Consider the following 20,282-nt stretch of genomic DNA (forward strand, 5'->3'; position numbering starts at 1 on the left):
TTCCCTAAAATTCTGAATATTTTTCGTTGCTATTTTTGGATTTTGATTGTGATTTGGTGTAGATTTTTTGCCCCCCTTTTGGGAGGGCAAAATACAACTCACAAGGGGATTGACTATGAAAAAACATAGCAAAAACCTTGTTACCTTCACATTCTATCTAAAATTTGGTTTTCTAAAAATCAAATTTAGGTGGGATAAGAGGTTCTAACAAGGAGGGGCTTTTGCTCCCAAACCTTGAAGGTTGCTAATCAATTCTCTTTAATCTCCCCTCTCGGACAGAAAACAAAAACTCCCCACTAACAATAAATAAAGAAAATATATACTTATTTTAAGTATTATCCACATTCTGAAAATTTTTAAGGAGTGGGATAATGAGCCTTCTTGAGTGTTTGGTATGGGTGGTGCTGACTTTTGCTCTGTTTTGGTTGCCTGTGGATAAAAAAACTTCTTTTCTATCGTTTGCCTTCTCTTGTGTGGGATTTGTGTATTTTGGAGTGATTGATATCTATGGAGTGGGGGTTTTGGTGTGTTTTGGTGTGTTAATGCTTTTGTATGCTAGATTTAGATTCTTTTTGATTGAAGTATTGCTTGTGGTAGGGTGTGCGGGGCTGTTTTTCCACTATCTTATGGGGTTTCACAATCCCAAAGTCCTTAGCAATGTTTTACTCAGTCCTCAGAGTGCCACCTACACACTCTACTTCAATTTTGACAAGGCTTTTATCCCCTTTGTGCTTATTGTCTTGCTTCCCACATTATTTGCCACAAAGGATTCTTACACAAGAGAGATTTCTTTGCCTCAGGGCTTGTTTCTAGTTTGTTCTCTTTTTTCTCTTTTGCTGATTGCAACTCTTTTGGGGATTTTGGAGTTTGAGTTTCATATCCCCTCTTGGATATTTGTCTTTGTTTGGGCAAATTTGTTTTTTGTCTCTTTTGTGGAGGAGGCATTATTTAGAGGGTATTTCCAACAGCGTTTGAGTGGGTGGGTGGGGGAGTATCCTGCATTGATTCTAGCCTCATTGATTTTTGCCTCATATCATCTCAAGCTTAGCTATCTTTTGGCTATTTTTGCATTTTTTGCAGGACTACTTTATGGGTTAGCGTGGTTGTGGAGTGGGAGGGTTTGGATTAGCACACTTTTTCACTTCGGGCTAAACCTCACTCATCTAATTTTCTTTACCTACCCCTATTATAAGCCTTAGGGGTGTCCCCCTAGACTATTATCGCTTAAGTTGATTTACCGTTTGAAGCATTGCATCAGCAGTTTGGATACTCTTTGAGTTTGCCTCATAAGCTCTTTGTCCTGTGATGAGGTCTGTCATCTCTTCTACTAGCTTGACATTACTTAGCTCGATAAAGCCTTGTCTAAGCTGTCCCATACCATTTTGCCCTGCTACTCCTGCGATAGGATCACCTGAAGCATTGGTGTTGATATAGAGATTATCTCCCAAAGAGTGCAATCCTGCAGGATTGACAAAATTCACTAGCTCAATCTGCCCTAGCACTGCAATATCACTTTGATTGCCCTGAATCGCACTCACCGTGCCATCAGTCCCTATGCTAATTTGGGTTGTGCCCTCAGGGATAACGATTTCAGGGATGAGTTTGTATCCATCAGAATTGACTAACGCTCCCGTAGAATCAATCTTGAAACTCCCACTTCTGCTATATCCCACACTGCCATCAGGCAAAGAGATTTGGAAAAATCCGTTCCCTGCAATAGCGACATCAAGGTTGTTGTCTGTCTCTTTAAGGCTTCCTTGAGAAAACATTTTAGCCACAGAAATCGGACGCACACCCAATCCCACTTCAATCCCTGTGGGCGAAACTGTGGTATCACTTGTATTTGTCCCTGCATATTGCATCGTTTGATACAAAAGATCAGCAAACTCTGCTCTTTGCTTCTTGTAGCCAATCGTATTGACATTGGCGATATTGTTTGAAGTGGTGTCAATCTGCATTTGTTGCCCTAGCATTCCTGTGGTTGCTGTATGTAATGCTCTAATCATTTTTACTCCTTTTATGCTCTAACGGCTAGTTTTTGGATAGCTTCAGTGTTGAGGTCATCCATATGGGTTTTCATCACTTTTTGATACATATCTACAAGTCGATTGGTTTCTATCAAGCTTGTCATCTCAAGCACGGCATTGACATTGCTTTTCTCGATATAGCCTTGTCGTAATACATCATCATTGAGTGTATAAAGCTCTCTGTCTTTGTTAATCTCTTTTCCTGCATACTCATAAAGTCCATTTGCACCTTTTTTGAGATATTCAGGACTTGCAAAGGACACGATAGCCACTGCTCCTGCATCGACAATCTCTCCATCAGCATTTCTTGAAGAGATTCTTCCACTAGGGCTAAAGATAGGTTGAGTAGTGCTATCAAGGGTGATTCCCCCCTCATAGTCAATCCCACTGCGACTAAGGACTTTGTATCCCTCTTTGGTTACAAGACTTCCCTCTGCATCAAGATTGAAGCTCCCATCTCTTGTATATCGCACACCATCAGGGGTTTGAATAGCAAAATAAGCATTCTCATTTTTGAGTGCGAAATCTAGAGGATTGTTTGTCTGAGAAAACGCCCCTAGACTCCTATCCGTGTAGTCTTCTGTGATGATTGGCACTTTATCCATCGCACGATTCCAAAACTTGGCTGCCTCTCTTGTATTGTCCTCAAGTGGAAGCTCATCACGACTTTCTTTGAAGAGGCGAGTGAAATCCCCAATAGCTACATCATCCCTTTTGTAGGCATTGGTGTTGAGGTTGGCAAGGTTGTTGGCAATCGTATCAAGTCGATTGAATTGGGTAACCATTCCCCCTGTGGCACTATAATATCCGCTTTGCATTCCTTTGCTCCAAAATAAAATTTGGAAAGGGATTCAGCAATAAGCGTTCCAAAAATGGGAGAATGATAGACAGAGCTATTAGTGTTTTGCCAAAGTGTGAGTCAAAAGATACACAGCAAACCCTAAAACGCTTACCAAAATGATACTTGCCCCACTAGAGAGATCAAAGTAAAAGCTCAAAAGCAATCCAAGGAAGCAAAAAGTGAGATTGAGCAAAGTGCAGATAATCATCATTGAGCTTAGGGTTTTGCTAAGATTTTGAGCGATAAAGGTGGGGATACTAAGCAAGGCAATCACTAGGATTAGTCCCACTGCTTGCATACTCAAAGTTACACAAAAAGCAATCAATACAATCAAAAGATAAAAAAACGCCCTTGTCCTCACTCCCCTAAGAAGTGCAAATTCTTCATCATAGCTCAAAGCTTGGAGTTGGGGATAGAAAAGATAGATGACAAAAGCACACACTCCACTTCCCACCCACAAAAGAGTAAGATTGAGATGAGAGAGAAGCAAAATATTCCCAAAAAGATAGCCCATCATATCAGCTTTGTATCCACTAGAGAGTTCAATGAGGATAATCCCCACAGCCATTCCAAACGCCCAAATCGCTCCGATGAAGTGATCGCTATGGGTTTTGTGGTGTTGGATAAGATAGCCCATAAGCAAAGCCAAAATCAAAGTAAAGATACTTGCACTAAGCAAGATTGGGAGTGAGAAAAACACGCCAATCCCCACACCTCCATAAGCTCCGTGTGTTAGCCCACCTGCGACATAAGAGAGGCGATTGATAGAGATGAGTGAGCCAATAATGCTACACATCACAGAGAGAGGGAAAATCGCACTTAAGGCGTTGAGAGTGAAATCCATTTGAAGTAATTCAAGCATCGCATTCTCCCTTGAGGTGGTGTCTGCACCCAAAATCTCCCAAAACCTTGTCCCTATCTTGGGGCAAAGTATAGAATCGCAAAGTTTTTTGCAGATGAGCGATATGAGTGCTAAAAGAGAGTAGATATTCCAAATCGTGGCAGATGAGTATGATTGACTTGCCTTGAGCGTGCAAATCGCTTAGAAGGGAGAAAATGCTGTCTTTGGAAGCAGTATCTAAACTTGCAGTAGGCTCATCTAAGATAAGCAGAGGGGCTTGAGTGCATAAAGCTCTAGCAATCAAGGCTTTTTGCCTTTGCCCTCCACTGAGTTCTTGGAGCTTTTTGTCTTTGAGGGCAGAGATTCCTACACTCTCTAAGCACTCTAGGGCGATTTGCCTATCTTCTTGAGTATATTTGCCTAGAGGTTTGAGCCTTCCCATTAGCACACAATCAAGCACACAGATAGGGAAATGGGGGTTGTGTAGGGCGTATTGGGGGACATAACCCATAGATGAAAAAGTATTAAGCAGTGGAGTAGGCGAGGGGATAAGCCCCAAAATAAGTCTAAGAAGTGTGGATTTGCCTCCACCATTTGAGCCGATGATTCCTAGAAAATCCCCTTGAGAGAAGCTAAGATTTATCCCCTCTAGCACCCTCTCTCTCCCATAAGAGAAGCTAAGGTTTGAGATTTTTATTTCTGCCATTGCTCTAGCTCACTTGCAATTTTCTCTAGCTCCCTCTCCCACTCATAAGCCAAAGGATCGGTGATGAAAATGTGAGCCCCACAGGCTTTGGCGATTTGATTTGAGGCTAGGGTGGAGAAGCCATTTTGGGTAAAAATCACTTTGATATGGTGCTTTTTGGCTGTTTGAATGAGGTGTTTAAGTTCTCTAGCCTTTGGTTCTTTGCCCTCAATCTCTATGGGGATTTGAATGAGATTGTAATCTTTTGCAAAATACGCCCAAGAGGGGTGATAGACGATAAATTCTCTTACTTTGAGTGAGGAGAGTTTTTGAGTGAGTTTGGAGTTTAGGGTATCGACTTTTTGCAAAAAGGCTTTGAGGTTTTTCTCATAGAGAGCTTTGTTTTGAGGGTAGTGAGCGATGAGGATTTTAGCGATATTTGAGGCTAGGATTTTGGCATTTTTGGGGCTTAGCCAGATGTGGGGATCATCTTCTTCTTCATCGTGGTGGCTATCGTGGGAGTGATGAGAGTGGTTGCATTGAGAGTGGAGATAGTCAATGCCTTCATTGATAGGGAGGATTTGGGTTTTGGATAGATTGTCTTTGATTTTGGGTATCCAAATCTCTTCAAATTCTAGTCCGATTGTGAGATAAAGATCACTTTTTTGGAGTTTGGCTAGAGTGCTAGGCTTGAATTCAAATGTATGAGGATCTGAGCCTTGAGGGATAAGGGTGTTAGTCTCCACACTCTCCCCTGCAATTTGGTTGAGGAAATAGGCTTGGGGTGGGATACTCACAGAGATAAGAGGCTTGGCAATTCCCAAAAAAAGCATAGAGAAAAACACTAAGACAAAACGCATTAAAAATCCTTTGAGTGAAAATGTGAGGCAAATTGTAGCAAATGCAACTGAGTTGCTTTGATAAAATTGAGTTGCAAGTGCTAAAATTTTGTAAAAATTATATTAAGGAGAGAGTATGAATGCCATTGAACTGCTCAAAGATCATCATATCGGCATTAGTGATTTGAGAGTGCAAATGCTTGAGATTCTCTCCAAAGCCAACACCCCCATAAGCTTTGAATCTTTCCCCCTTGAAGCCAACAAAACCACCTTTTATCGCAATATGGAGCTTTTTGAGAGAGAGGGGATTGTGATAAGGACTGAGATTGAGCGAAAGGGGTTTTATGAGCTTGCTTCTAAAGCTAGGGCGTATTTTGTGTGTGAGGTTTGCAAAGAGATTAGCAATATCTCAATGCCAGAGATTAAAGGCAAGGTTAAAAGCGTGCTGATTAAAGGGGTGTGTGAGAAATGTGATGAGGAAGAGAGATGAGGGTTTTAAGCATTGTGGGGGCAAGACCCCAATTCATCAAACACGCCGTGATTCAAAGAAAGCTTAGAGAGTATGGAATCTCTGAGGTTTTGCTCCATACAGGACAGCATTTTGACTTAAATATGAGTGAAATCTTTTTTGAGAGCCTCTCTCTCACTCCTCCTCAAATCCACCTCCAAACCCCTCTTGCCTCTTCCCTCTCTCAACTCTCCTATATGCTTGGCTCAATGCAAGAGAGGCTAGAGGGTGAGAGCTTTGATTATGTGCTAGTGTATGGAGATACCACTTCCACCCTTGCAGGAAGCCTATTTGCCAAAGAAAATGGCTTTGCTCTAGCCCATATTGAAGCAGGGCTAAGGAGCTATGATCACTCAATGCCAGAGGAGAGAAATCGCGTAATTTGCGATCATCTGTCCGATATCCTCTTTGCTCCAAACTCTAATGCCCTTCAAAATCTCCAAAAAGAGGGCGTGAGAGGAGAAGTGGTGGTGAGTGGGGATATTATGGAAGAGGGTTTTTCTCTCTTTCTCCCAATGGCTCAAAAGCCTCTTAATGTGCAAATCCCCTCAAAGTTTATTTTTTGCACTCTTCATCGCCAAAGCAATGTTGATGACAAAGAGAGGCTAGAATCTTTGCTTCAAGGCCTAGATGAGGTTTCAAAGCAGATTCCTATCATTCTCCCTCTTCATCCTCGCACTCAAAAAAATATCCAATCCTTCTCCCTCTCTCTCCCCTCTAGCCTTATTGTCCTCCCACCTCAAGGCTATCTGCAAACCCTATGGCTTATCAGTCATTCTCAAATGGTATTTACCGATAGTGGAGGGGTGCAAAAAGAGGCAAGTTATGGAGGGAAGAAGTGCCTAGTGTTAAGAGAGGTGAGTGAGTGGGTGGAGCTAGTGGAGAGTGGGGCGTGTGAATTGCTAGGAGAGAGAAGTATCCCTAGAGCTTATGAGGAGATAAAAAATCAGACACTCTCTTGGGATAAAAAACCTCTAAATGTGTCAGATAGGATTATTCAGAGCTTACTCAAACACAGCTCTTGCACTGCAATGGGGGAAGAGTGAGAGGAAGAGAGAGAATCTCTGTGAGCAAAGAGCGATGAAGGGGAGAGAGAGAGGGAGAGAGTGAGTAATACGCCCAAGTTCCCCTGCGTTCTAAGTGCAAAAATCCTGCTTCTTTGAGGATTTTGAGGTGGCGTGAGAGGCGTGATTGAATCATATTAAGTGAGTGTTGTAAATCACAAACGCACAACTCCCCATTGCGTGATAAAAAAGCTAGGATTAGCACTCTACTCTCATCATTGACTGCTCCTATAATCTTGATAAATTGCTCCATTTTCACACTCCCAAAACTTGCACCAAAGCCCCAAAGCCAATCGCCACAGATAGCACGACACATACAAAAATCGCCAAAAATTTGGTTTTAAACATTCCTTTGAGCAAAACAAGTTCAGGCAGAGAACACCCCGCCCCTGCGATAAGGAAGCTCATCACTGCTCCACTTGGCACTCCACTCTCAATCAATGCCACACCAATGGGGATAATCACAGAGGCTCTGATATACAAAAGTATTCCAAGAAATGCAGAGAGAATGATACTTAGCCCTCCATAGTCTTTGAGGGTTTGAGAGAGAAGCTCTTGAGGGACAAATCCGTGTATCCCTGCTCCTATCCCCATACCCAAAGCGATATAAGGCAAGAGCTTTTTGTAGTCTTGCAAGGCTTGTTTGAAATACTCTTTTATCCCCTTGCTTTTTTGGGGAGTTTGGGGAGAGAAGGCTTTGAGGGGGGAGAGTGGAGTGGTGGGAGCAAGAGAGAATTTGGGCGAGGGTTTGGGGGTGAGGAGCAAAGAAGTGGGAGAGAGTTTTGAGATAAGAAGTGAGAGGGCAAAGATAGAGCAAACCAAAAATAGCACATAAGCCCCTGTGAGTTTAGCCCCAAAGCTTAAAAACAGCATTGTGATGATAATAGGATTGATAAGGGGTGAGGTGAGTAGATAAGCACTGCAAACCCCCAAAGATACGCCATTTTTGAGAAATGCACTGAGTAGGGGGATTGTGGAGCAAGAGCAAAAAGGGGTAATCCCTCCTAGAAAAATAGCTTTGAAATAGCTAGAGATTGAGGTGCTTTTGAGCTGTTTTTGGAAAAAATCCTTATAGCGATGATTGAGAGCTGAAACTAAAGTGGAAATAAAGATAAAGAGGATTGAGAGTTCAGCAAAGAGAAAAATAAATTCTTTAAGCACTGATAGAAGTTTTTCACTCATTTTCTTTCCTTTTGGAGTTTTGTTTGAGAGAGTGTAGCAAGTATTCTTCAATATATCAAGATATATTGATATATTTAAATAAAGATTCTTTTCTCCTGCTTTGGATACAATTATAGAAAAACAGAGCCACAAGGAGAAGCAATGCTCTTAAACCAAACCCAAAAATACGCCCTCAAAATCACTTATTATCTTGCAAAACACAAAGAAAATATCATCTCTGCCTCACTTCTCAATCAAAAATTGCAAATTCCCTACAAATATCTCACTCAGATTCTCACTCAACTCTCCAAAGCCAAGCTTTTGAGTGTGTATAAGGGCAAAATGGGGGGATTTAAGTTTGAGCTAGAAGAGCAGAGCGTTTCGTTATTTCAAATTGTCAATGCCATAGGGGAGCTTAATCATAATCAATGCATTCTCAACTCCTCAAAATGTGCTTGTTCCAAGCCTTGCTGTCTGCATTCTAAATGGGAGAAAGTAAGGGGAGAAATTATAGATTTTCTGAAAAATACTTTTCTATCAGATTTGCCCTCCACTTCTTTGCTTGATTAATTTCTTAGCATTACAAACAACAAAAAGCATTTTGAAATACCCAAAGAATTTTCTCTAAGAATGCTACAATTTGAGCTTCCAAGGGGTGCTTAGGATTCTAGGCTGAGATTAGACCCTTATAACTTGTCGGGTAATGCCGTCGTAAGGAAAGGATAAAAAATGCAATTTCTCAAAAGCCAATTTGGCAATCTTTCATTGAAATTTTACTCCATGCTTTTTGTCGTGTGTGGTTTGCTTGTAGTGCTTTCGATTATGAGTGGCGGAGGGGTTTTGAGTATCATTGTGGCACTTTGTGGGATACTCTATGCGTTTTTTGCAGGGGAGGGAAAATATATCTGCTTCTTTTTTGGGCTAGTGTATTCTTGTCTGTATGCCTATATTGCTTATGAAATCGGACTTTATGGGGATATGATGTTGAATATTTTTTACTTGCCTATCAATCTTTTGGGAATCTTTTGGTGGAAAAGTCATCAAAACCAAGAGAGAGACAAAATCATCATCACTTCTTTAAGCCCAAAAGGAAAACTGCTCTGTGCTAGTGTAGTTTTGGGTTTGAGTGTGGGGTATGGGGCATATTTGCAAAGTATCCACTCCCTCTATCCTTATCTCAACGCTTTTAGTGTAGTAGCTCAAGTGGTGGCGTTTTATTTGCAAGTCAAACGCTATGTGCAAAATTATTTTTTGGTTACTTTGGCAAATATTGTTTCTATTGTGATTTGGGGGTTGATTTATGATGTCAGCCAAGAGCAAATCGCTCAACTTCTCACAATGATTATTTTCTTTTTTGTGGGGGTGTATTATTATTTTGCGTGGAGGAGGGAAGTATGAGGGCAGTGATTTTGGCAAATGGGAGCTTTCCCACTTCTACTTCTTTGATAGAAGAGCTTAGAGGGGCTGAATTTTTGGCAGTGTGTGATGGGGCAGTGAGGCATTTGCAGGGCTTAGGGATTGAGCCAAGTGTCGTGATAGGAGATTTAGATAGTATCTCTCAAGGGCTAAAAGAAAAATACGCCCAAAAACTTGTCCATATCCAAGAGCAAGAGAGTAATGATCTCTCAAAAGCGTTTTTTTATTGTGTGGATAAGGGGTTTAGAGAGTTTGTGATTTTGGGAGCAAGTGGAGAGAGAGAGGATCATACAATCGCAAATATTTCGCTTCTTTTTAGATTTGGCAAAATCACAGAAAAAATCGTGATGAAAAGTGATTTTGGAAGTTTTAGCGTCCATTCTTTGCCTTGTGAAGTCAAAAGTCAAAAGGGCAATCAAATCTCACTTTTCACCTCAAACCCCTCTCTTGCTCTAAGCTCTAAAGGGCTTAAATATCCCCTTGCTTCCCTCTCTCTCCCCCTTTGGGCAAGTGGGACACTCAATGAAGCTTTAGATGAGAGCTTCTCACTGAGTGGAGATGAGGGGCTTGTAGTGGTTTATCAAACTAATTATTAAGCATAAATTCTCCAAGTGGTGGAGCAAGGATAAGCAGAGTTTTGAGATCAATCAAAACCAATGCACTAAAATCGCAAGGATTGATTCCAAAATCCCTTCCTCTAGGGATTGCAGTAGTGTGAAAGACTGAGATACATTGATTTTTGTCAAGCACCAAAGAGCGAATCTGCACAGCTCCTGTATTGGTAGGCATTATAGAAAAGATAGTTTCATATTTTTTGCTATCAATATCTTGTTTGCAGTTTCTATCTGTGAAAAACCCTGCCTCATCAATCCCAATACAGCGATTATCATCTTGAGGGTGATAGAATTGCACATATCCAAGCTTGAAAAGCGCTTCAGCAAAATCACTTTTTGCAAGTTCAGGGATTGTAACATCTCGGATTTTCCAATTAGGTGTAGGCATTGAAGACTTTTTGCTAATCAAAATATCTCCTGAATAAAGGCTTCGGATTGAGAATTGTGGGGTAAAGTCAGGCAAATCTTCTATGGGATCTTGAGCATAGAGCAAACCTATCATCAACAAAAGGGCTAAATAAACTTTTTTCATTTTCTACTCCTTAACTAGAATTTCCCAAAACGCACAGGGAAGTGATCTGAGGCAAGATGAGTGCGGAAACTTGCAGTCATCAGCAGTGCAATGAGTGCAGGGAGGGTGGGTGTCGTGCCTTGAGCCACAGTCTGCCCTACGATTGCATAATCTAGGATTCTATTCCCTGTGGAGCTAAAATGCGTGGGGCTATTGGGAGAGAGGATACGAATATTTCTATCCACTCTTTGAGGAAGCCCACTTCTTAGACTTGCAGGATCACGATTGAAATCTCCCAAAATCATCCAATTGATATTTGGCATATTAGTGAAGTGATCGTGGATTGCTGTAACCAAAGCACTTGCATCTGCTCCACCATTGGCCAAAGCGTGGATATTGAAAAACACATCATTTCCGATACGGATTCCAATCGCAGGGCGAGAGGTTTGAGGAGATACGCTATCTTGTCGCACCACAATCACTTCATCAGCACCTCTATCTGAAACTATGGCAAGATTTACTCTCCTTGCTCCCACATCAATATCAGCGTGATAGATAAAGACACTTCTAGGACGCGTAGAAGTTCCAAGCTCCCATATATACTCCTCTACTGGAGTCCCCCCTGGTTGAACAACTCTCCCTGTCCTTCTAGCTGAAGCTGGAACTGCTCCTGCTTCTTGTACTGCTAGGATATTGAGTGAATTATCCCCCACAATGAGTTGTCTTACGCTCACACTCCACTTGCTTTCTGTGGCAGCAGAAGAGCCTTGAAGATTCCAAGTGCCACTTTTGTAGTCTTCCAAAGCCCCAAAAACCAAGCTAGAGATAAAAATAGGCAAGATTAAAAACTTCTTCATTTTCTGCTCCTTTTAATTAAATACAAACACAGGTGTTGTTCGTTTGGTAGGAGGAATGACATACCATTGTTGATCAAGATTGCTCTCTCCTGCTTTCACACAATTTGTCAAAAAAATGTCATACCATACACGATGCCTAATTTCAGGGGTTTGTAGGCATTTGTTGTATCCTACATTTTTGATTTGAATAGCTTGATTGGTAAAAAATGTCAAAGCCCACCTTTGAGTTGAGTCATTAGAATCACATCTTACATGTATCACTCCATTGCCATAGGCTGCAAGACAATTCCCACTTGCTTCATTTTTGAAGCTTACTTCACCATTGTTATAAGTGATAATTCTCCAAATCCTTGCATCTCCAAAGCCAAGACTATCAAAGGGCGTATAGCCCCACACCCAGCTTCCCTCTCTTGTGCTCCAAAGGGTTAGAAGCCCTCCTGTGCTACTGAGGAGTGAGACTTGATCAGAGAGTTGAAAGCTTGGAGAACCACTCCTAAGCAAGGGCGTTCCTCCAAATTTCTTTTTGAGTTTATCAGAGAGATCCTCTCCCTCTACAAGGGAGAAGTTTTTGTCTTGATTGGCAGGAGGGGTGGGATTGGGTCCAACTCCTAGATAATCCTCAAATTGCACTTCAGCAATCCCAAAACTCAATAAAGCAATAAAAATAAAAATTTTTCTTCTCATATAAGTAACCTCCTAAATTAAAAAATGGATTATAGTTTAAAGTCTTGAAACCAAAGATTAATAATTTTTTATCAGAATTTGACTTGGATTTTATTTTCAAGGATATTTTAGTGATAACACCTCAAGATTTATTTACTCAAAGACGCAAGTTTATGGCTTTAGGGATTGGAGGGCTAGTTAGCCCATTGTTGATTGACAAACTTATGGCTAATACGCTTTATGGCAAACCTCTTGATTATCTCAAAGACACAAACACATCGCTCAAACTCACCAAAGAAAGCGATGCGACAAGTTACAATAACTTCTATGAGTTTGGGTTTGGCAAAGATGATCCCAAAGCCAAATCAGGCAATTTCAACCCCACTTCTTGGGAGCTAAGCATTGAGGGGGAAGTGCAAAATCCTATAAAAATCAAGCTTGAAGATTTGCTTAAAGAAGTGAGATTGCAAGAGAGAATCTATCAATTACGATGTGTGGAAGCGTGGAGTATGGTGATTCCTTGGATTGGGTTTGAGTTGCGTGAGCTAGTTGAGAGAGTGAAGCCCACAAAGAAGGCTAGATTTATCAAATTTACCTCTCTTTATGATCCCAAAATCTTTCCTATGCAAGGCCCACTTTTTTCAGGCATTGATTTTCCCTATGTAGAGGGGCTTAGACTTGATGAAGCACAAAATCCTCTCACACTCTTGGCTGTGGGAATGTATGGCAAACCTCTTTTGCCCCAAAATGGAGCTCCTATCCGCCTAGTCGTGCCGTGGAAATATGGGTTTAAATACATTAAATCTATCGCAAAAATTGAATTCACCTCCACTCAACCCCTAAGCACTTGGGAGAAGCAAAACCCTAGAGAGTATGGATTTTATGCCAATGTTGATCCCCTCATCTCTCATCCTCGCTGGTCGCAAGCAAGTGAGAGGGTGATTGGTGAGAGAGGGAGGAAGCCTACACTTTATCTCAATGGATATGAGAGAGAAGTGGGATACCTCTATGAGGGAATGGATAGGAGCAAACTCTATTGAGAAATTTTCTTGCTTTTTTGCTCTTTGTCGCTTTCTTTTGTGTGGGTTTTATGGGATTGCTCTATGTGGAGGGGTTGGAGTTTTTTGCTGATCCTATCAAGGTGTTTTATCAATGGAGTGGCTGGGGAGCTTATATTGCTCTTGTTGCAGGAATGGTGTTGCCCAAAGGCAAATGGTGGGGGCTTCTCTCACTCAATCTTGCTCTGTTGCATTTGAGTGTTTTTATGTTTTTTGATTTTTATTTTGATTGGGGGTTGATGATAGCTGAAGTTAGCAAAAAACCCTATATCTATATGGGTGTGGGGGCTTTGGTGCTTATGAGTGTGCTAGGAGTGTTTTCTTTTGGGAAGCGTTTTTTCCCTTCATTGCGATTTTTGGTGTGGGGGGCAATGCTTTTATCTCTAGCCCATATTGTAATGATTCAAAAGGTATTATCACTTTGGATATGGGGTGGAGTAGGGGTGAGTTTAGCAATCTTGTGTTTTAAGGTTTTTAAATCTTCTTTTTCTTCCAATTTCAAAAAATAGATATTTCCCAAATCCCCATTACAGCGAATCTGTAAAAAATTAGTTTAAAAATATATAAATTTGATTATAAGAATAGATTTCATTTATACTAATAAAAGTAATAAATTCTAAATGAATTAGAAATATTTTCATAAAAAATGAAAAAATAAGGATTTTTTTGTGTAGAATGAAAATACATACTTTCATAAGGAGAAAGTAAGGAAACTATCATATGGAGGAAAACTATGAGTTTTAGACCTTTGGTTGCGACGGCATTAGTCGGGGCTTTGGCGTGTGGAGTTGTGGAAGCTAGAGTAACACAGCAGGTGAATTACACAGGGTGGAATGGTGGAACAACCATTATTGGAAATATGAAGGGTGTCAATTTCTATGGGGGCAAACGCTTTACTCTCAATCCAAATGCAGTCAATTTAAAAATCGTTGCTCAGCCTTTTTACAATACCAACAAAACAGGCTATGGAATCATTTTTGAAAGAAGCTCTTACAATAGTGTTAAGTTTATTGATACAACTTTTTTGTTTCATCTAATGTCTACAAACTCTTCAATGACAGCTATCTATCTTAAAGACAATTCTTTAAGTCTTACTCTTCACCAAGATAGTGCAGAAGAAAGTGCGAATATGCTCTTTAGGGAGAGAATATCAGGTAGAACTTCTGTGGCAGGATTTGTGGCTGAGAAGAGCAATTTTGCCCTCAATGTGGGACGGATTGTTTTTCAAGATGTGGTTGAGAGTAGCAATGGAGTTGCTTATGGATTTTTAAGCAAAGGTGGAATTACTTCAAGAAGTTTTATTCAAATCTCTGATAAAGAGAGTGCACCATATACATCAGCAATTGTCAAGTTTGAGAATACTTTGCAAGGAAGAGAGGCTTATGGGATTAGATTTCAAGGCAATGCAGGAGAGAACTTCTTAGATATTAGACAAAATGCTCCTTGGAAGCAAGAAGGCAAGGAAGCAGGGGGGATTTATTTCAATTATATTAAAGGATTGAATGGCAATGCCGCTTTGGTGAGTGCTGAGGGAAATACAGCCATTAGAATTGTGGGAAAATCTACATTGCGTGCCAATGTCATAACCTCTCAGCAATCCTCCACACTCATTGGGGTTAATCGTGGAAATCTTAATCTAACGCTTGAAAATGGTGCAAGTATTGCTCTCAATACTCTTACCTCAGTAAGCTCTTCATCTTTGATTGCAGTCAATAGTGGAAATGTCAATATAAATCTCTATAGTGCTTCAAGAATCACTACTACTGATGTCTCTAGTGGAGGAGAAGCCAATGGTTTGAGGATTGTAGGCTCTCTTAGTGGATATGGTAACCCTAGCAGTTATGCTCATATTGTCGTTCGTGATGGCTCAAACTTTGCAATCAATAGAATCTACTCAAATCGCTCAAATGTCTATGGGATTCAAACAGATAAAAATCTCACTCTAGAATCTTTAGGTCAGAATGCTGTTTTTGGAATGGGAGCTATTTCTGCAAATATGCAAGGAGCTAATCCCAGTGGCAATGCCTATGGAATTATGACTGATCGAGCTGTGCAAATCAATGCCACACATGGAGGACAGATTACCTTTGCTTCTATTCAAGGAGCAAATGCTTATGGTATCTTTGGAAATTATGGAGTAACCATACGCCCTCAATCCAATGGAGTGGTTGCATTTAATAGTATTTATGCAGGAGGACGACAAGGGGAGAAGGCTGTGGGGATTTCTTCGGGAAGATCTGTCATTATCACTCCAGAAATAGGTGGAAGAATAGTGTTTGAAAATATCTCATCAAGATCAGAGGCTAGTGGAATTAGGGTAGAAAATAGCCTAACTATTGATCACACTAACGACCCTTATCAGAGCAGAAAAGGTTCAAGCACAATCTTTAGAAACATTCAATCTCAAGGGCATAATGCAATTGGTATCTATACACCACGCACAGGATTATTCCACTTCAAAGGTGGGGGAAGAACGACATTTGAGAGGATTGAATATACAGGAGAGTTTGGCGATCGTGTTTATGCTGCAGCAGGTATTGTCGTAGATAGCTATGATACGACTCTTGAAGTGCTTGGAGGGCATGAACTTGCTTTCAACAATATCATCTCTTATGATGATGCATTTGGAATGAGAGTAGCAGATATGCTCAATATTTCTGTGGATAATGCAAGTCTTTTGAAGTTTGGAACTATCCGTGCAAACAATACAGCCTATGGACTTAAAACAAGAGTAAATGCCACAATCTCAGCCACTGAAGGCTCAAGAGTGCTATTTTCAAGCTTGAGTGGTGGAGGAAAGAGTGTGGGAATCTCAGCTTCAAGTATCCAAGCAAGTGCAGGAAGAAATTCAAGCATTAGGTTTGAAAGCATTGCTTCAAGCAACAATATTGCCATAGGACTTGAAGCAAATTCTGTATCCCTTACAGCCAATGGCAATGGACAAATTTATTTCAAATCCATTACTTCTGATAGAGAAGCAAATGGAATCAGAGTAAGCAATAATCTTAGTGTCAATCTTGCAGGTGCTTCAAGCTCCGATCGTATTGTGTTTGAGCAGATTAGATCTCAAAATGGCAATGCAATGGGGATCTACACTTATGGCAACAATGCCAATGTCAGCTTCAGTGGTTCAGGAAGTAATGTGGCATTCAAAAGCATTTCTCATCAAGGCGACTCTTCCAATCACTTTGCAGGAGGGATTGTCTCAGATGGGCAAAACTCTACAATCAATGTCGTGAGTGGAAATCATTTGTGGTTTGATTCTATTTCAAGTCATAGCGGAAATGCCTATGGTATCAAAGCAGGTTCTCTGACACTCAATGTCGATAGCTCTAGCTTTGTGCATTTCTATAGCCTTTCAGCACAAAATAGAGCGATTGGATTGTGGCTCAATAATGGAAGCAATGCGACAATTCAGGGTGGAGGAAAGATTGAGTTTAAAAATATTTCCTCAACAGGTGGGGATAAACTAGGAATTCGTGCTTGGGAATCGGATTTGACAATCAATAATACAAGTCTTATTTTTGGGGTGCTAAATGGATCGGATAAGTATGGAATCTTTAGTAAAATTGAAGGATTGAAACATACATTTGGTAATGTCAATATTAGCGTTCAAGGCAACAACGCCAAAGCAATTTATGGAGCTTCAAACACTTCTATTGACCTTCAAGGTGGCAAGACGATGACACTTTCAGCCAGATATGCCAATGGCAAAGAAGCAATGGCGATTGATGGAAGAGTAAATCTTGCAATGAAAGGAAACAATGCAAACCTAATCTTAAATGCAGGAAATGGAAATATCCAAAGACTTGATATCACAAGTGGCTCAACAATCAATCTTGTAGGGACAACTCAAAGAAGCACAAGCAACTTACAACTCAGAAAACTCACTATCAATTCTTGGAATGGAAGTGGAGCAAATGTCTTGCTTTATGCTAATGGCACAGCAAGTATTGACACGACAAGCTTTGATGGAAGAGCTTATCAGCCTAGCAAAAATCAAGCGTGGGTAGGTGGAAGTGATAGAATTATCATCAATGACACGGCAACCACAACACCACAAAACAACACACTCAAAGTCGCACTTAGAACGGTAGATAATCCTACAAAATATGTCATCTTGGCAGAAGTAGGTGGAAATGCCAAAGATAAGGTGGTTTTCAATGAATTGGATACAAATCAAAAGCGTGCCACAATCCAAACAGAAGTAGGATTTGATATTGGAAATATTGAAATCACTCGCCACGATGAGGGAGATAAAGCCTACTATGTCGGAAAAATCCCTGATAAGCAATCTTTCAGACTCAATCAGCAAAGAGCAAGACAAGTGGGTGCTACTCAGAATGCCTCTTCATCTGTAACTTCAGCAAACTTCAACAACCTCAATAAGCGTATGGGTGAGCTTAGAGAAAACTCTCACGCTCATGGACTTTGGGCAAGGGTGTTTAATGGAGAGGTAGAATCAAACTTTGAAGATGCAAGCTTGACAAACTACACCACAATCCAAGCAGGTTATGACTACAACCTCAGCAGTGATGCCAACTCAAATAGCTATCTTGGATTTGCTCTCTCTTACCTCAATAGCAAGACTAGTGGTGTAATCAATGAAACCAAAGGAAATGGAGTAGAGGCAGGAGTGTATTTCGCATATGTTCAAGATAGTGGGCTTTATACAGATAGTATCCTCAAACTCTCTTATATGTCAAATACAAACTCAAGCTCAGAGTATTCTCTCTCGGATACAACAAACACTTCATTTATCCTCTCTCAAGAAGTGGGTTATGAGGCAGATGTAGGAGCAGGATTCTATCTCACACCTCAATTTGAAACTACTTATGCTTATCTTGGAGGATCAAGTATGACAGCTACAAGGAGTGATGGAAGTGAGCTCAAAAGCACACAAGATGCGACAAATACTTGGAGAAATAGACTAGGACTTCAAGCTTCCTATAAACTCAAAGGAGAAAATGAGAGCTTCCTAGCTTCATTTTATGCAATGGGATCATATACTTATGATTATATCAGTGGTGGAGATATAACTTCTGAGAGTGCTTCAAACTCTGAAAAACTCTTTAATTCTGTCAAGTCAGATGGAAGATTTGTTCTGAATGTAGGATCAAATATTGATATCAAAGACGCAACAAGACTCTATCTTGACTTTGAGAAGAGCTTTGGTGGAAAAATCAATACAAACTACCAAATCAACGTGGGTGTAAGATATAGCTTTGGAGAGAAAATCTCTAAATAATCTTTAGAGGGAAACTCCCTCTAAGCCTAACTTCCCTAACCTCAAGCCTTTGGGCTTGAAGCTAGAAAAAATACCAACCTTCTCAATCCCAAAAGTTTTTTGTATTGTCAAGAATGATTGAATTTTTATACAATACATTTTTATTCCCCATTATTTGGAGCTTTGTATGAAAAATGTAATATTTTTATTGTTGTGCTTACCTATTTTGAAAATATATGCCATAGAGTGTAAGACCGATGAAGATAGACAAAAAGGGTGCGTCGAGATAAAAAAAGTTTTTGATGAAAATACAAAACAAATGATGAAAAATGAAATACCTTATAAGAATGGTGTAATTCATGGAATACAAAAAATCTACTATGAGAACGAAAAACTTCAGAGTGAAATAAAATTTAAAAAAGGCATACCCATGATTGGTAACTTTTTTTATAAAAATGGCAGACTCAAAGAAATACTTCAAGCCTCTTGTCAGACAGAGGATGAATGCGTTATAAGGGTTACAAGTGCAAGAGATGATTCTTATTATGAAAGAAAGGTTTTTAGAAAACAAGATGAAATAATTTGGGACAATAAAATGCAAGGCTATTTTGCTGATGGAGGACTATCGGAGATTATGGTATATCAAAATGATTTACCTTCTAATTACACTCGTTTTTATTCTAATGGAGATTTAGCAGAAGAAATTGAGTATTTGAAAGACAATATAAGAATCGTTAAACAATATGACAAGAATGGAAAATTGCTTTTTACAATAAAGGCAAATTTTGATGAGGATAACTTGATTTATGGAGAGTGTGCCAATGGCAAGAAATTGACAATAGCACACTATTTAAGGATAAAAAAAGCAAAAGGGATTGCATATAGCGTTTGTCAATAATGGCTAGTCGCAATAAAAAAATCCCATAACATGGTCGTATTTTTTTGTTGAATAGTATTGTGTTACCGGAACACTTCCATATGTTGTTGAGCTTCCTGAATACCCTCCATAACCATTATTTCCATAAAAATATGTTGTTTCTTGTGTGGGTTGTAAATATGTATAGCTCCCATGTTCTGTATTTGTATATTTTACATAGGCAAGAATGGTATTTGCACCGATGCTTTTTGCTTTTTCTCGTGCAGATTTTGGATTCTCATATGAGCCATTAAAGGCACTATACCCAATATAATAACACCTCTCTTTATAAAGTTCTAATTTGTCAAAAAATTCAGAATCTGAAACAATTTTTATATCAACTTGCTTTACATCACCAATCTTTCCCTGATCCTTTAACTCCATTACTTCTTCAGGCGTCATAATGGCAGTATAATAATCACTCCAAGCAGTAGAGCAACCATAAAAAGTAATACCACATAATAATAGTGAAAAATATTTAAGAATCTTTTGAAGCATTGTTTTGTCCTTGCTGTTTTTAACTAAAACATTATAGCAATTTTTAAGAGATTGACATTTTTAAGTTATAGTTTTTTTCTAATTCCAAAAGCTCCCTCTTTTTCTCTTCCCCTAGCACATATCCTCCGAGTTTGCCATTTTTGCAAATCACACGATGACAGGGGATAAGGAGAAGCAGTGGATTTTTGGCTAAGGCATTGCCAATAGCTCTGCAAGAGTGAGGGGAGTTGATTGCCAAAGCTAGACTTTGATATGTCGTGATTTTTCCATATCTTACGCTTAAGAGGGCTTGATAGACTTCTCTCTCAAACTTGCTTCCACTTAGAGCAAAGGGGAGAGAAAATTCTTTTAGCTCTCCTCTAAGATAGCAATCCACCTCATTTATGCATTTCTCAAGCAGTGCAGTGGTGCAGAGTTTGGCATTTGGGGGAAGGAGTGAGAGATTTTGGTGCAAGATTGTTATCTTCCCTTTGGACTCTAAAGCAAAAAAATCACCCATAAGGGTGTGAAAAATTTGATAATACATCTCTACTCTCTACTAGGTTTGTTAAAATCT

The 20,282-nt window shown here is 39.9% G+C and carries 22 protein-coding genes and 1 riboswitch; of the genes, 10 read left to right on the forward strand and 12 right to left on the reverse strand.

Going from position 1 to position 20,282, the window contains the following annotated elements; all coding sequences use genetic code 11:
- Positions 1–371 precede the first annotated feature (371 nt).
- Positions 372–1,199, forward strand: coding sequence for a CPBP family intramembrane glutamic endopeptidase (locus tag CQA58_RS01295; RefSeq protein WP_115568910.1), 828 nt, complete (start codon positions 372–374; stop codon positions 1,197–1,199).
- Between the two features lie 18 nt (positions 1,200–1,217).
- Here the strand turns inward: CQA58_RS01295 and flgG are convergent, their stop codons facing one another.
- The 5 genes from flgG to CQA58_RS01320 all read right to left on the reverse strand — a co-directional run bounded on the left by flgG (position 1,218) and on the right by CQA58_RS01320 (position 5,254).
- Positions 1,218–2,006, reverse strand: coding sequence for a flagellar basal-body rod protein FlgG (gene flgG, locus CQA58_RS01300; RefSeq protein WP_115568911.1), 789 nt, complete (start codon positions 2,004–2,006; stop codon positions 1,218–1,220).
- An 11-nt stretch (positions 2,007–2,017) separates the two neighbouring features.
- The gene (locus CQA58_RS01305; RefSeq protein ID WP_115568912.1) at positions 2,018–2,845 is read right to left on the reverse strand and encodes a flagellar hook-basal body protein; all 828 of its coding nucleotides are present in this window, start codon (positions 2,843–2,845) and stop codon (positions 2,018–2,020) included.
- Between the two features lie 78 nt (positions 2,846–2,923).
- Positions 2,924–3,730, reverse strand: coding sequence for a metal ABC transporter permease (locus CQA58_RS01310; protein WP_115568913.1), 807 nt, complete (start codon positions 3,728–3,730; stop codon positions 2,924–2,926).
- Positions 3,723–4,415 (reverse strand): metal ABC transporter ATP-binding protein, encoded by a 693-nt coding sequence (locus tag CQA58_RS01315; RefSeq protein ID WP_115568914.1) that lies wholly within the window; start codon positions 4,413–4,415, stop codon positions 3,723–3,725. Before CQA58_RS01315 ends, CQA58_RS01310 begins: the two co-directional genes overlap by 8 nt.
- Positions 4,403–5,254, reverse strand: coding sequence for a metal ABC transporter solute-binding protein, Zn/Mn family (locus CQA58_RS01320; RefSeq protein WP_115568915.1), 852 nt, complete (start codon positions 5,252–5,254; stop codon positions 4,403–4,405). The genes CQA58_RS01315 and CQA58_RS01320 overlap by 13 nt, the downstream gene beginning before the upstream one ends.
- Before the next feature lie 115 nt (positions 5,255–5,369).
- Here CQA58_RS01320 and CQA58_RS01325 point away from each other — a divergent pair, with 115 nt between their 5' ends.
- Both CQA58_RS01325 and wecB read left to right on the forward strand, forming a co-directional pair.
- On the forward strand, positions 5,370–5,723 hold the full coding sequence (locus CQA58_RS01325; protein ID WP_115568916.1) for a transcriptional repressor: 354 nt from the start codon (positions 5,370–5,372) through the stop codon (positions 5,721–5,723).
- Positions 5,720–6,787, forward strand: a complete 1,068-nt coding sequence (gene wecB, locus CQA58_RS01330; RefSeq protein WP_115568917.1) for a non-hydrolyzing UDP-N-acetylglucosamine 2-epimerase — start codon at positions 5,720–5,722, stop codon at positions 6,785–6,787. The genes CQA58_RS01325 and wecB overlap by 4 nt, the downstream gene beginning before the upstream one ends.
- Here wecB and CQA58_RS01335 read toward each other — a convergent pair.
- Both CQA58_RS01335 and CQA58_RS01340 read right to left on the reverse strand, forming a co-directional pair.
- A complete protein-coding gene (locus CQA58_RS01335) occupies positions 6,750–7,058 on the reverse strand; it encodes an ArsR/SmtB family transcription factor (RefSeq protein ID WP_115568918.1) in 309 nt (102 codons plus the stop codon). The genes wecB and CQA58_RS01335 overlap by 38 nt on opposite strands.
- 2 nt (positions 7,059–7,060) lie before the next feature.
- Positions 7,061–7,987 (reverse strand): permease, encoded by a 927-nt coding sequence (locus CQA58_RS01340; protein WP_115568919.1) that lies wholly within the window; start codon positions 7,985–7,987, stop codon positions 7,061–7,063.
- 141 nt (positions 7,988–8,128) lie between these two features.
- On the opposite strand from CQA58_RS01340, the gene CQA58_RS01345 reads away from it, so the two are divergent.
- From CQA58_RS01345 to CQA58_RS01355, 3 genes are all read left to right on the forward strand, one after another.
- Complete coding sequence (locus tag CQA58_RS01345) at positions 8,129–8,536, forward strand: RrF2 family transcriptional regulator (protein WP_115568920.1); 408 nt, start codon at positions 8,129–8,131, stop codon at positions 8,534–8,536.
- A gap of 71 nt (positions 8,537–8,607) precedes the next feature.
- A riboswitch (TPP riboswitch) is annotated at positions 8,608–8,702 on the forward strand.
- Entirely contained in the window at positions 8,696–9,364 is a 669-nt protein-coding gene (gene pnuC, locus CQA58_RS01350) for a nicotinamide riboside transporter PnuC (RefSeq protein ID WP_115568921.1), read from the forward strand. Its footprint overlaps the riboswitch before it by 7 nt.
- Complete coding sequence (locus CQA58_RS01355; protein ID WP_115568922.1) at positions 9,361–9,978, forward strand: thiamine diphosphokinase; 618 nt, start codon at positions 9,361–9,363, stop codon at positions 9,976–9,978. Before pnuC ends, CQA58_RS01355 begins: the two co-directional genes overlap by 4 nt.
- On the opposite strand, the gene CQA58_RS01360 is transcribed toward CQA58_RS01355, so the two are convergent.
- Genes CQA58_RS01360 through CQA58_RS01370 form a run of 3 tightly spaced genes read right to left on the reverse strand, consistent with a single transcriptional unit; the run spans position 9,968 to position 12,048 of the window.
- Complete coding sequence (locus CQA58_RS01360; RefSeq protein ID WP_115568923.1) at positions 9,968–10,528, reverse strand: RICIN domain-containing protein; 561 nt, start codon at positions 10,526–10,528, stop codon at positions 9,968–9,970. The genes CQA58_RS01355 and CQA58_RS01360 overlap by 11 nt on opposite strands.
- Positions 10,529–10,542: 14 nt before the next feature.
- On the reverse strand, positions 10,543–11,364 hold the full coding sequence (locus tag CQA58_RS01365) for a cytolethal distending toxin subunit B family protein (protein ID WP_115568924.1): 822 nt from the start codon (positions 11,362–11,364) through the stop codon (positions 10,543–10,545).
- A gap of 12 nt (positions 11,365–11,376) precedes the next feature.
- The gene (locus tag CQA58_RS01370) at positions 11,377–12,048 is read right to left on the reverse strand and encodes an RICIN domain-containing protein (protein WP_115568925.1); all 672 of its coding nucleotides are present in this window, start codon (positions 12,046–12,048) and stop codon (positions 11,377–11,379) included.
- Positions 12,049–12,200: 152 nt separating this feature from the next.
- Here CQA58_RS01370 and msrP point away from each other — a divergent pair, with 152 nt between their 5' ends.
- From msrP to CQA58_RS01390, 4 genes are all read left to right on the forward strand, one after another.
- The gene (msrP, locus tag CQA58_RS01375) at positions 12,201–13,067 is read left to right on the forward strand and encodes a protein-methionine-sulfoxide reductase catalytic subunit MsrP (protein WP_211305699.1); all 867 of its coding nucleotides are present in this window, start codon (positions 12,201–12,203) and stop codon (positions 13,065–13,067) included.
- Positions 13,064–13,594 (forward strand): cytochrome b family protein, encoded by a 531-nt coding sequence (locus tag CQA58_RS01380; protein ID WP_115568927.1) that lies wholly within the window; start codon positions 13,064–13,066, stop codon positions 13,592–13,594. Before msrP ends, CQA58_RS01380 begins: the two co-directional genes overlap by 4 nt.
- A gap of 224 nt (positions 13,595–13,818) precedes the next feature.
- On the forward strand, positions 13,819–18,333 hold the full coding sequence (locus tag CQA58_RS01385) for an autotransporter outer membrane beta-barrel domain-containing protein (RefSeq protein WP_115568928.1): 4,515 nt from the start codon (positions 13,819–13,821) through the stop codon (positions 18,331–18,333).
- Positions 18,334–18,499: 166 nt separating this feature from the next.
- Positions 18,500–19,210 (forward strand): toxin-antitoxin system YwqK family antitoxin, encoded by a 711-nt coding sequence (locus CQA58_RS01390; RefSeq protein WP_115568929.1) that lies wholly within the window; start codon positions 18,500–18,502, stop codon positions 19,208–19,210.
- Between the two features lie 3 nt (positions 19,211–19,213).
- Here the strand turns inward: CQA58_RS01390 and CQA58_RS01395 are convergent, their stop codons facing one another.
- Positions 19,214–19,726 (reverse strand): hypothetical protein, encoded by a 513-nt coding sequence (locus CQA58_RS01395; RefSeq protein ID WP_115568930.1) that lies wholly within the window; start codon positions 19,724–19,726, stop codon positions 19,214–19,216.
- A 43-nt stretch (positions 19,727–19,769) separates the two neighbouring features.
- Entirely contained in the window at positions 19,770–20,252 is a 483-nt protein-coding gene (locus CQA58_RS01400) for a methylated-DNA--[protein]-cysteine S-methyltransferase (protein ID WP_115568931.1), read from the reverse strand.
- Positions 20,253–20,282 lie beyond the last annotated feature (30 nt).

Source organism: Helicobacter brantae (assembly GCF_003364205.1).
Taxonomy (GTDB): Bacteria; Campylobacterota; Campylobacteria; order Campylobacterales; family Helicobacteraceae; genus Helicobacter_G; species Helicobacter_G brantae.

Excerpts from the sequence above, each read along its gene's own strand:
- CQA58_RS01340 (WP_115568919.1), bottom strand. The coding sequence starts at position 7,987 with ATGAGTGAAAAACTTCTATCAGTGCTTAAAGAATTTATTTTTCTCTTT.
- CQA58_RS01385 (WP_115568928.1), top strand. The coding sequence starts at position 13,819 with ATGAGTTTTAGACCTTTGGTTGCGACGGCATTAGTCGGGGCTTTGGCG.
- CQA58_RS01360 (WP_115568923.1), bottom strand. The coding sequence starts at position 10,528 with ATGAAAAAAGTTTATTTAGCCCTTTTGTTGATGATAGGTTTGCTCTAT.
- wecB (WP_115568917.1), top strand. The coding sequence starts at position 5,720 with ATGAGGGTTTTAAGCATTGTGGGGGCAAGACCCCAATTCATCAAACAC.
- pnuC (WP_115568921.1), top strand. The coding sequence starts at position 8,696 with ATGCAATTTCTCAAAAGCCAATTTGGCAATCTTTCATTGAAATTTTAC.
- CQA58_RS01320 (WP_115568915.1), bottom strand. The coding sequence starts at position 5,254 with ATGCGTTTTGTCTTAGTGTTTTTCTCTATGCTTTTTTTGGGAATTGCC.
- msrP (WP_211305699.1), top strand. The coding sequence starts at position 12,201 with ATGGCTTTAGGGATTGGAGGGCTAGTTAGCCCATTGTTGATTGACAAA.
- CQA58_RS01305 (WP_115568912.1), bottom strand. The coding sequence starts at position 2,845 with ATGCAAAGCGGATATTATAGTGCCACAGGGGGAATGGTTACCCAATTC.
- CQA58_RS01400 (WP_115568931.1), bottom strand. The coding sequence starts at position 20,252 with ATGTATTATCAAATTTTTCACACCCTTATGGGTGATTTTTTTGCTTTA.
- CQA58_RS01365 (WP_115568924.1), bottom strand. The coding sequence starts at position 11,364 with ATGAAGAAGTTTTTAATCTTGCCTATTTTTATCTCTAGCTTGGTTTTT.
- CQA58_RS01395 (WP_115568930.1), bottom strand. The coding sequence starts at position 19,726 with ATGCTTCAAAAGATTCTTAAATATTTTTCACTATTATTATGTGGTATT.
- CQA58_RS01345 (WP_115568920.1), top strand. The coding sequence starts at position 8,129 with ATGCTCTTAAACCAAACCCAAAAATACGCCCTCAAAATCACTTATTAT.
- CQA58_RS01325 (WP_115568916.1), top strand. The coding sequence starts at position 5,370 with ATGAATGCCATTGAACTGCTCAAAGATCATCATATCGGCATTAGTGAT.
- flgG (WP_115568911.1), bottom strand. The coding sequence starts at position 2,006 with ATGATTAGAGCATTACATACAGCAACCACAGGAATGCTAGGGCAACAA.
- CQA58_RS01390 (WP_115568929.1), top strand. The coding sequence starts at position 18,500 with ATGAAAAATGTAATATTTTTATTGTTGTGCTTACCTATTTTGAAAATA.
- CQA58_RS01310 (WP_115568913.1), bottom strand. The coding sequence starts at position 3,730 with ATGCTTGAATTACTTCAAATGGATTTCACTCTCAACGCCTTAAGTGCG.
- CQA58_RS01335 (WP_115568918.1), bottom strand. The coding sequence starts at position 7,058 with ATGGAGCAATTTATCAAGATTATAGGAGCAGTCAATGATGAGAGTAGA.
- CQA58_RS01295 (WP_115568910.1), top strand. The coding sequence starts at position 372 with ATGAGCCTTCTTGAGTGTTTGGTATGGGTGGTGCTGACTTTTGCTCTG.
- CQA58_RS01355 (WP_115568922.1), top strand. The coding sequence starts at position 9,361 with ATGAGGGCAGTGATTTTGGCAAATGGGAGCTTTCCCACTTCTACTTCT.
- CQA58_RS01315 (WP_115568914.1), bottom strand. The coding sequence starts at position 4,415 with ATGGCAGAAATAAAAATCTCAAACCTTAGCTTCTCTTATGGGAGAGAG.
- CQA58_RS01370 (WP_115568925.1), bottom strand. The coding sequence starts at position 12,048 with ATGAGAAGAAAAATTTTTATTTTTATTGCTTTATTGAGTTTTGGGATT.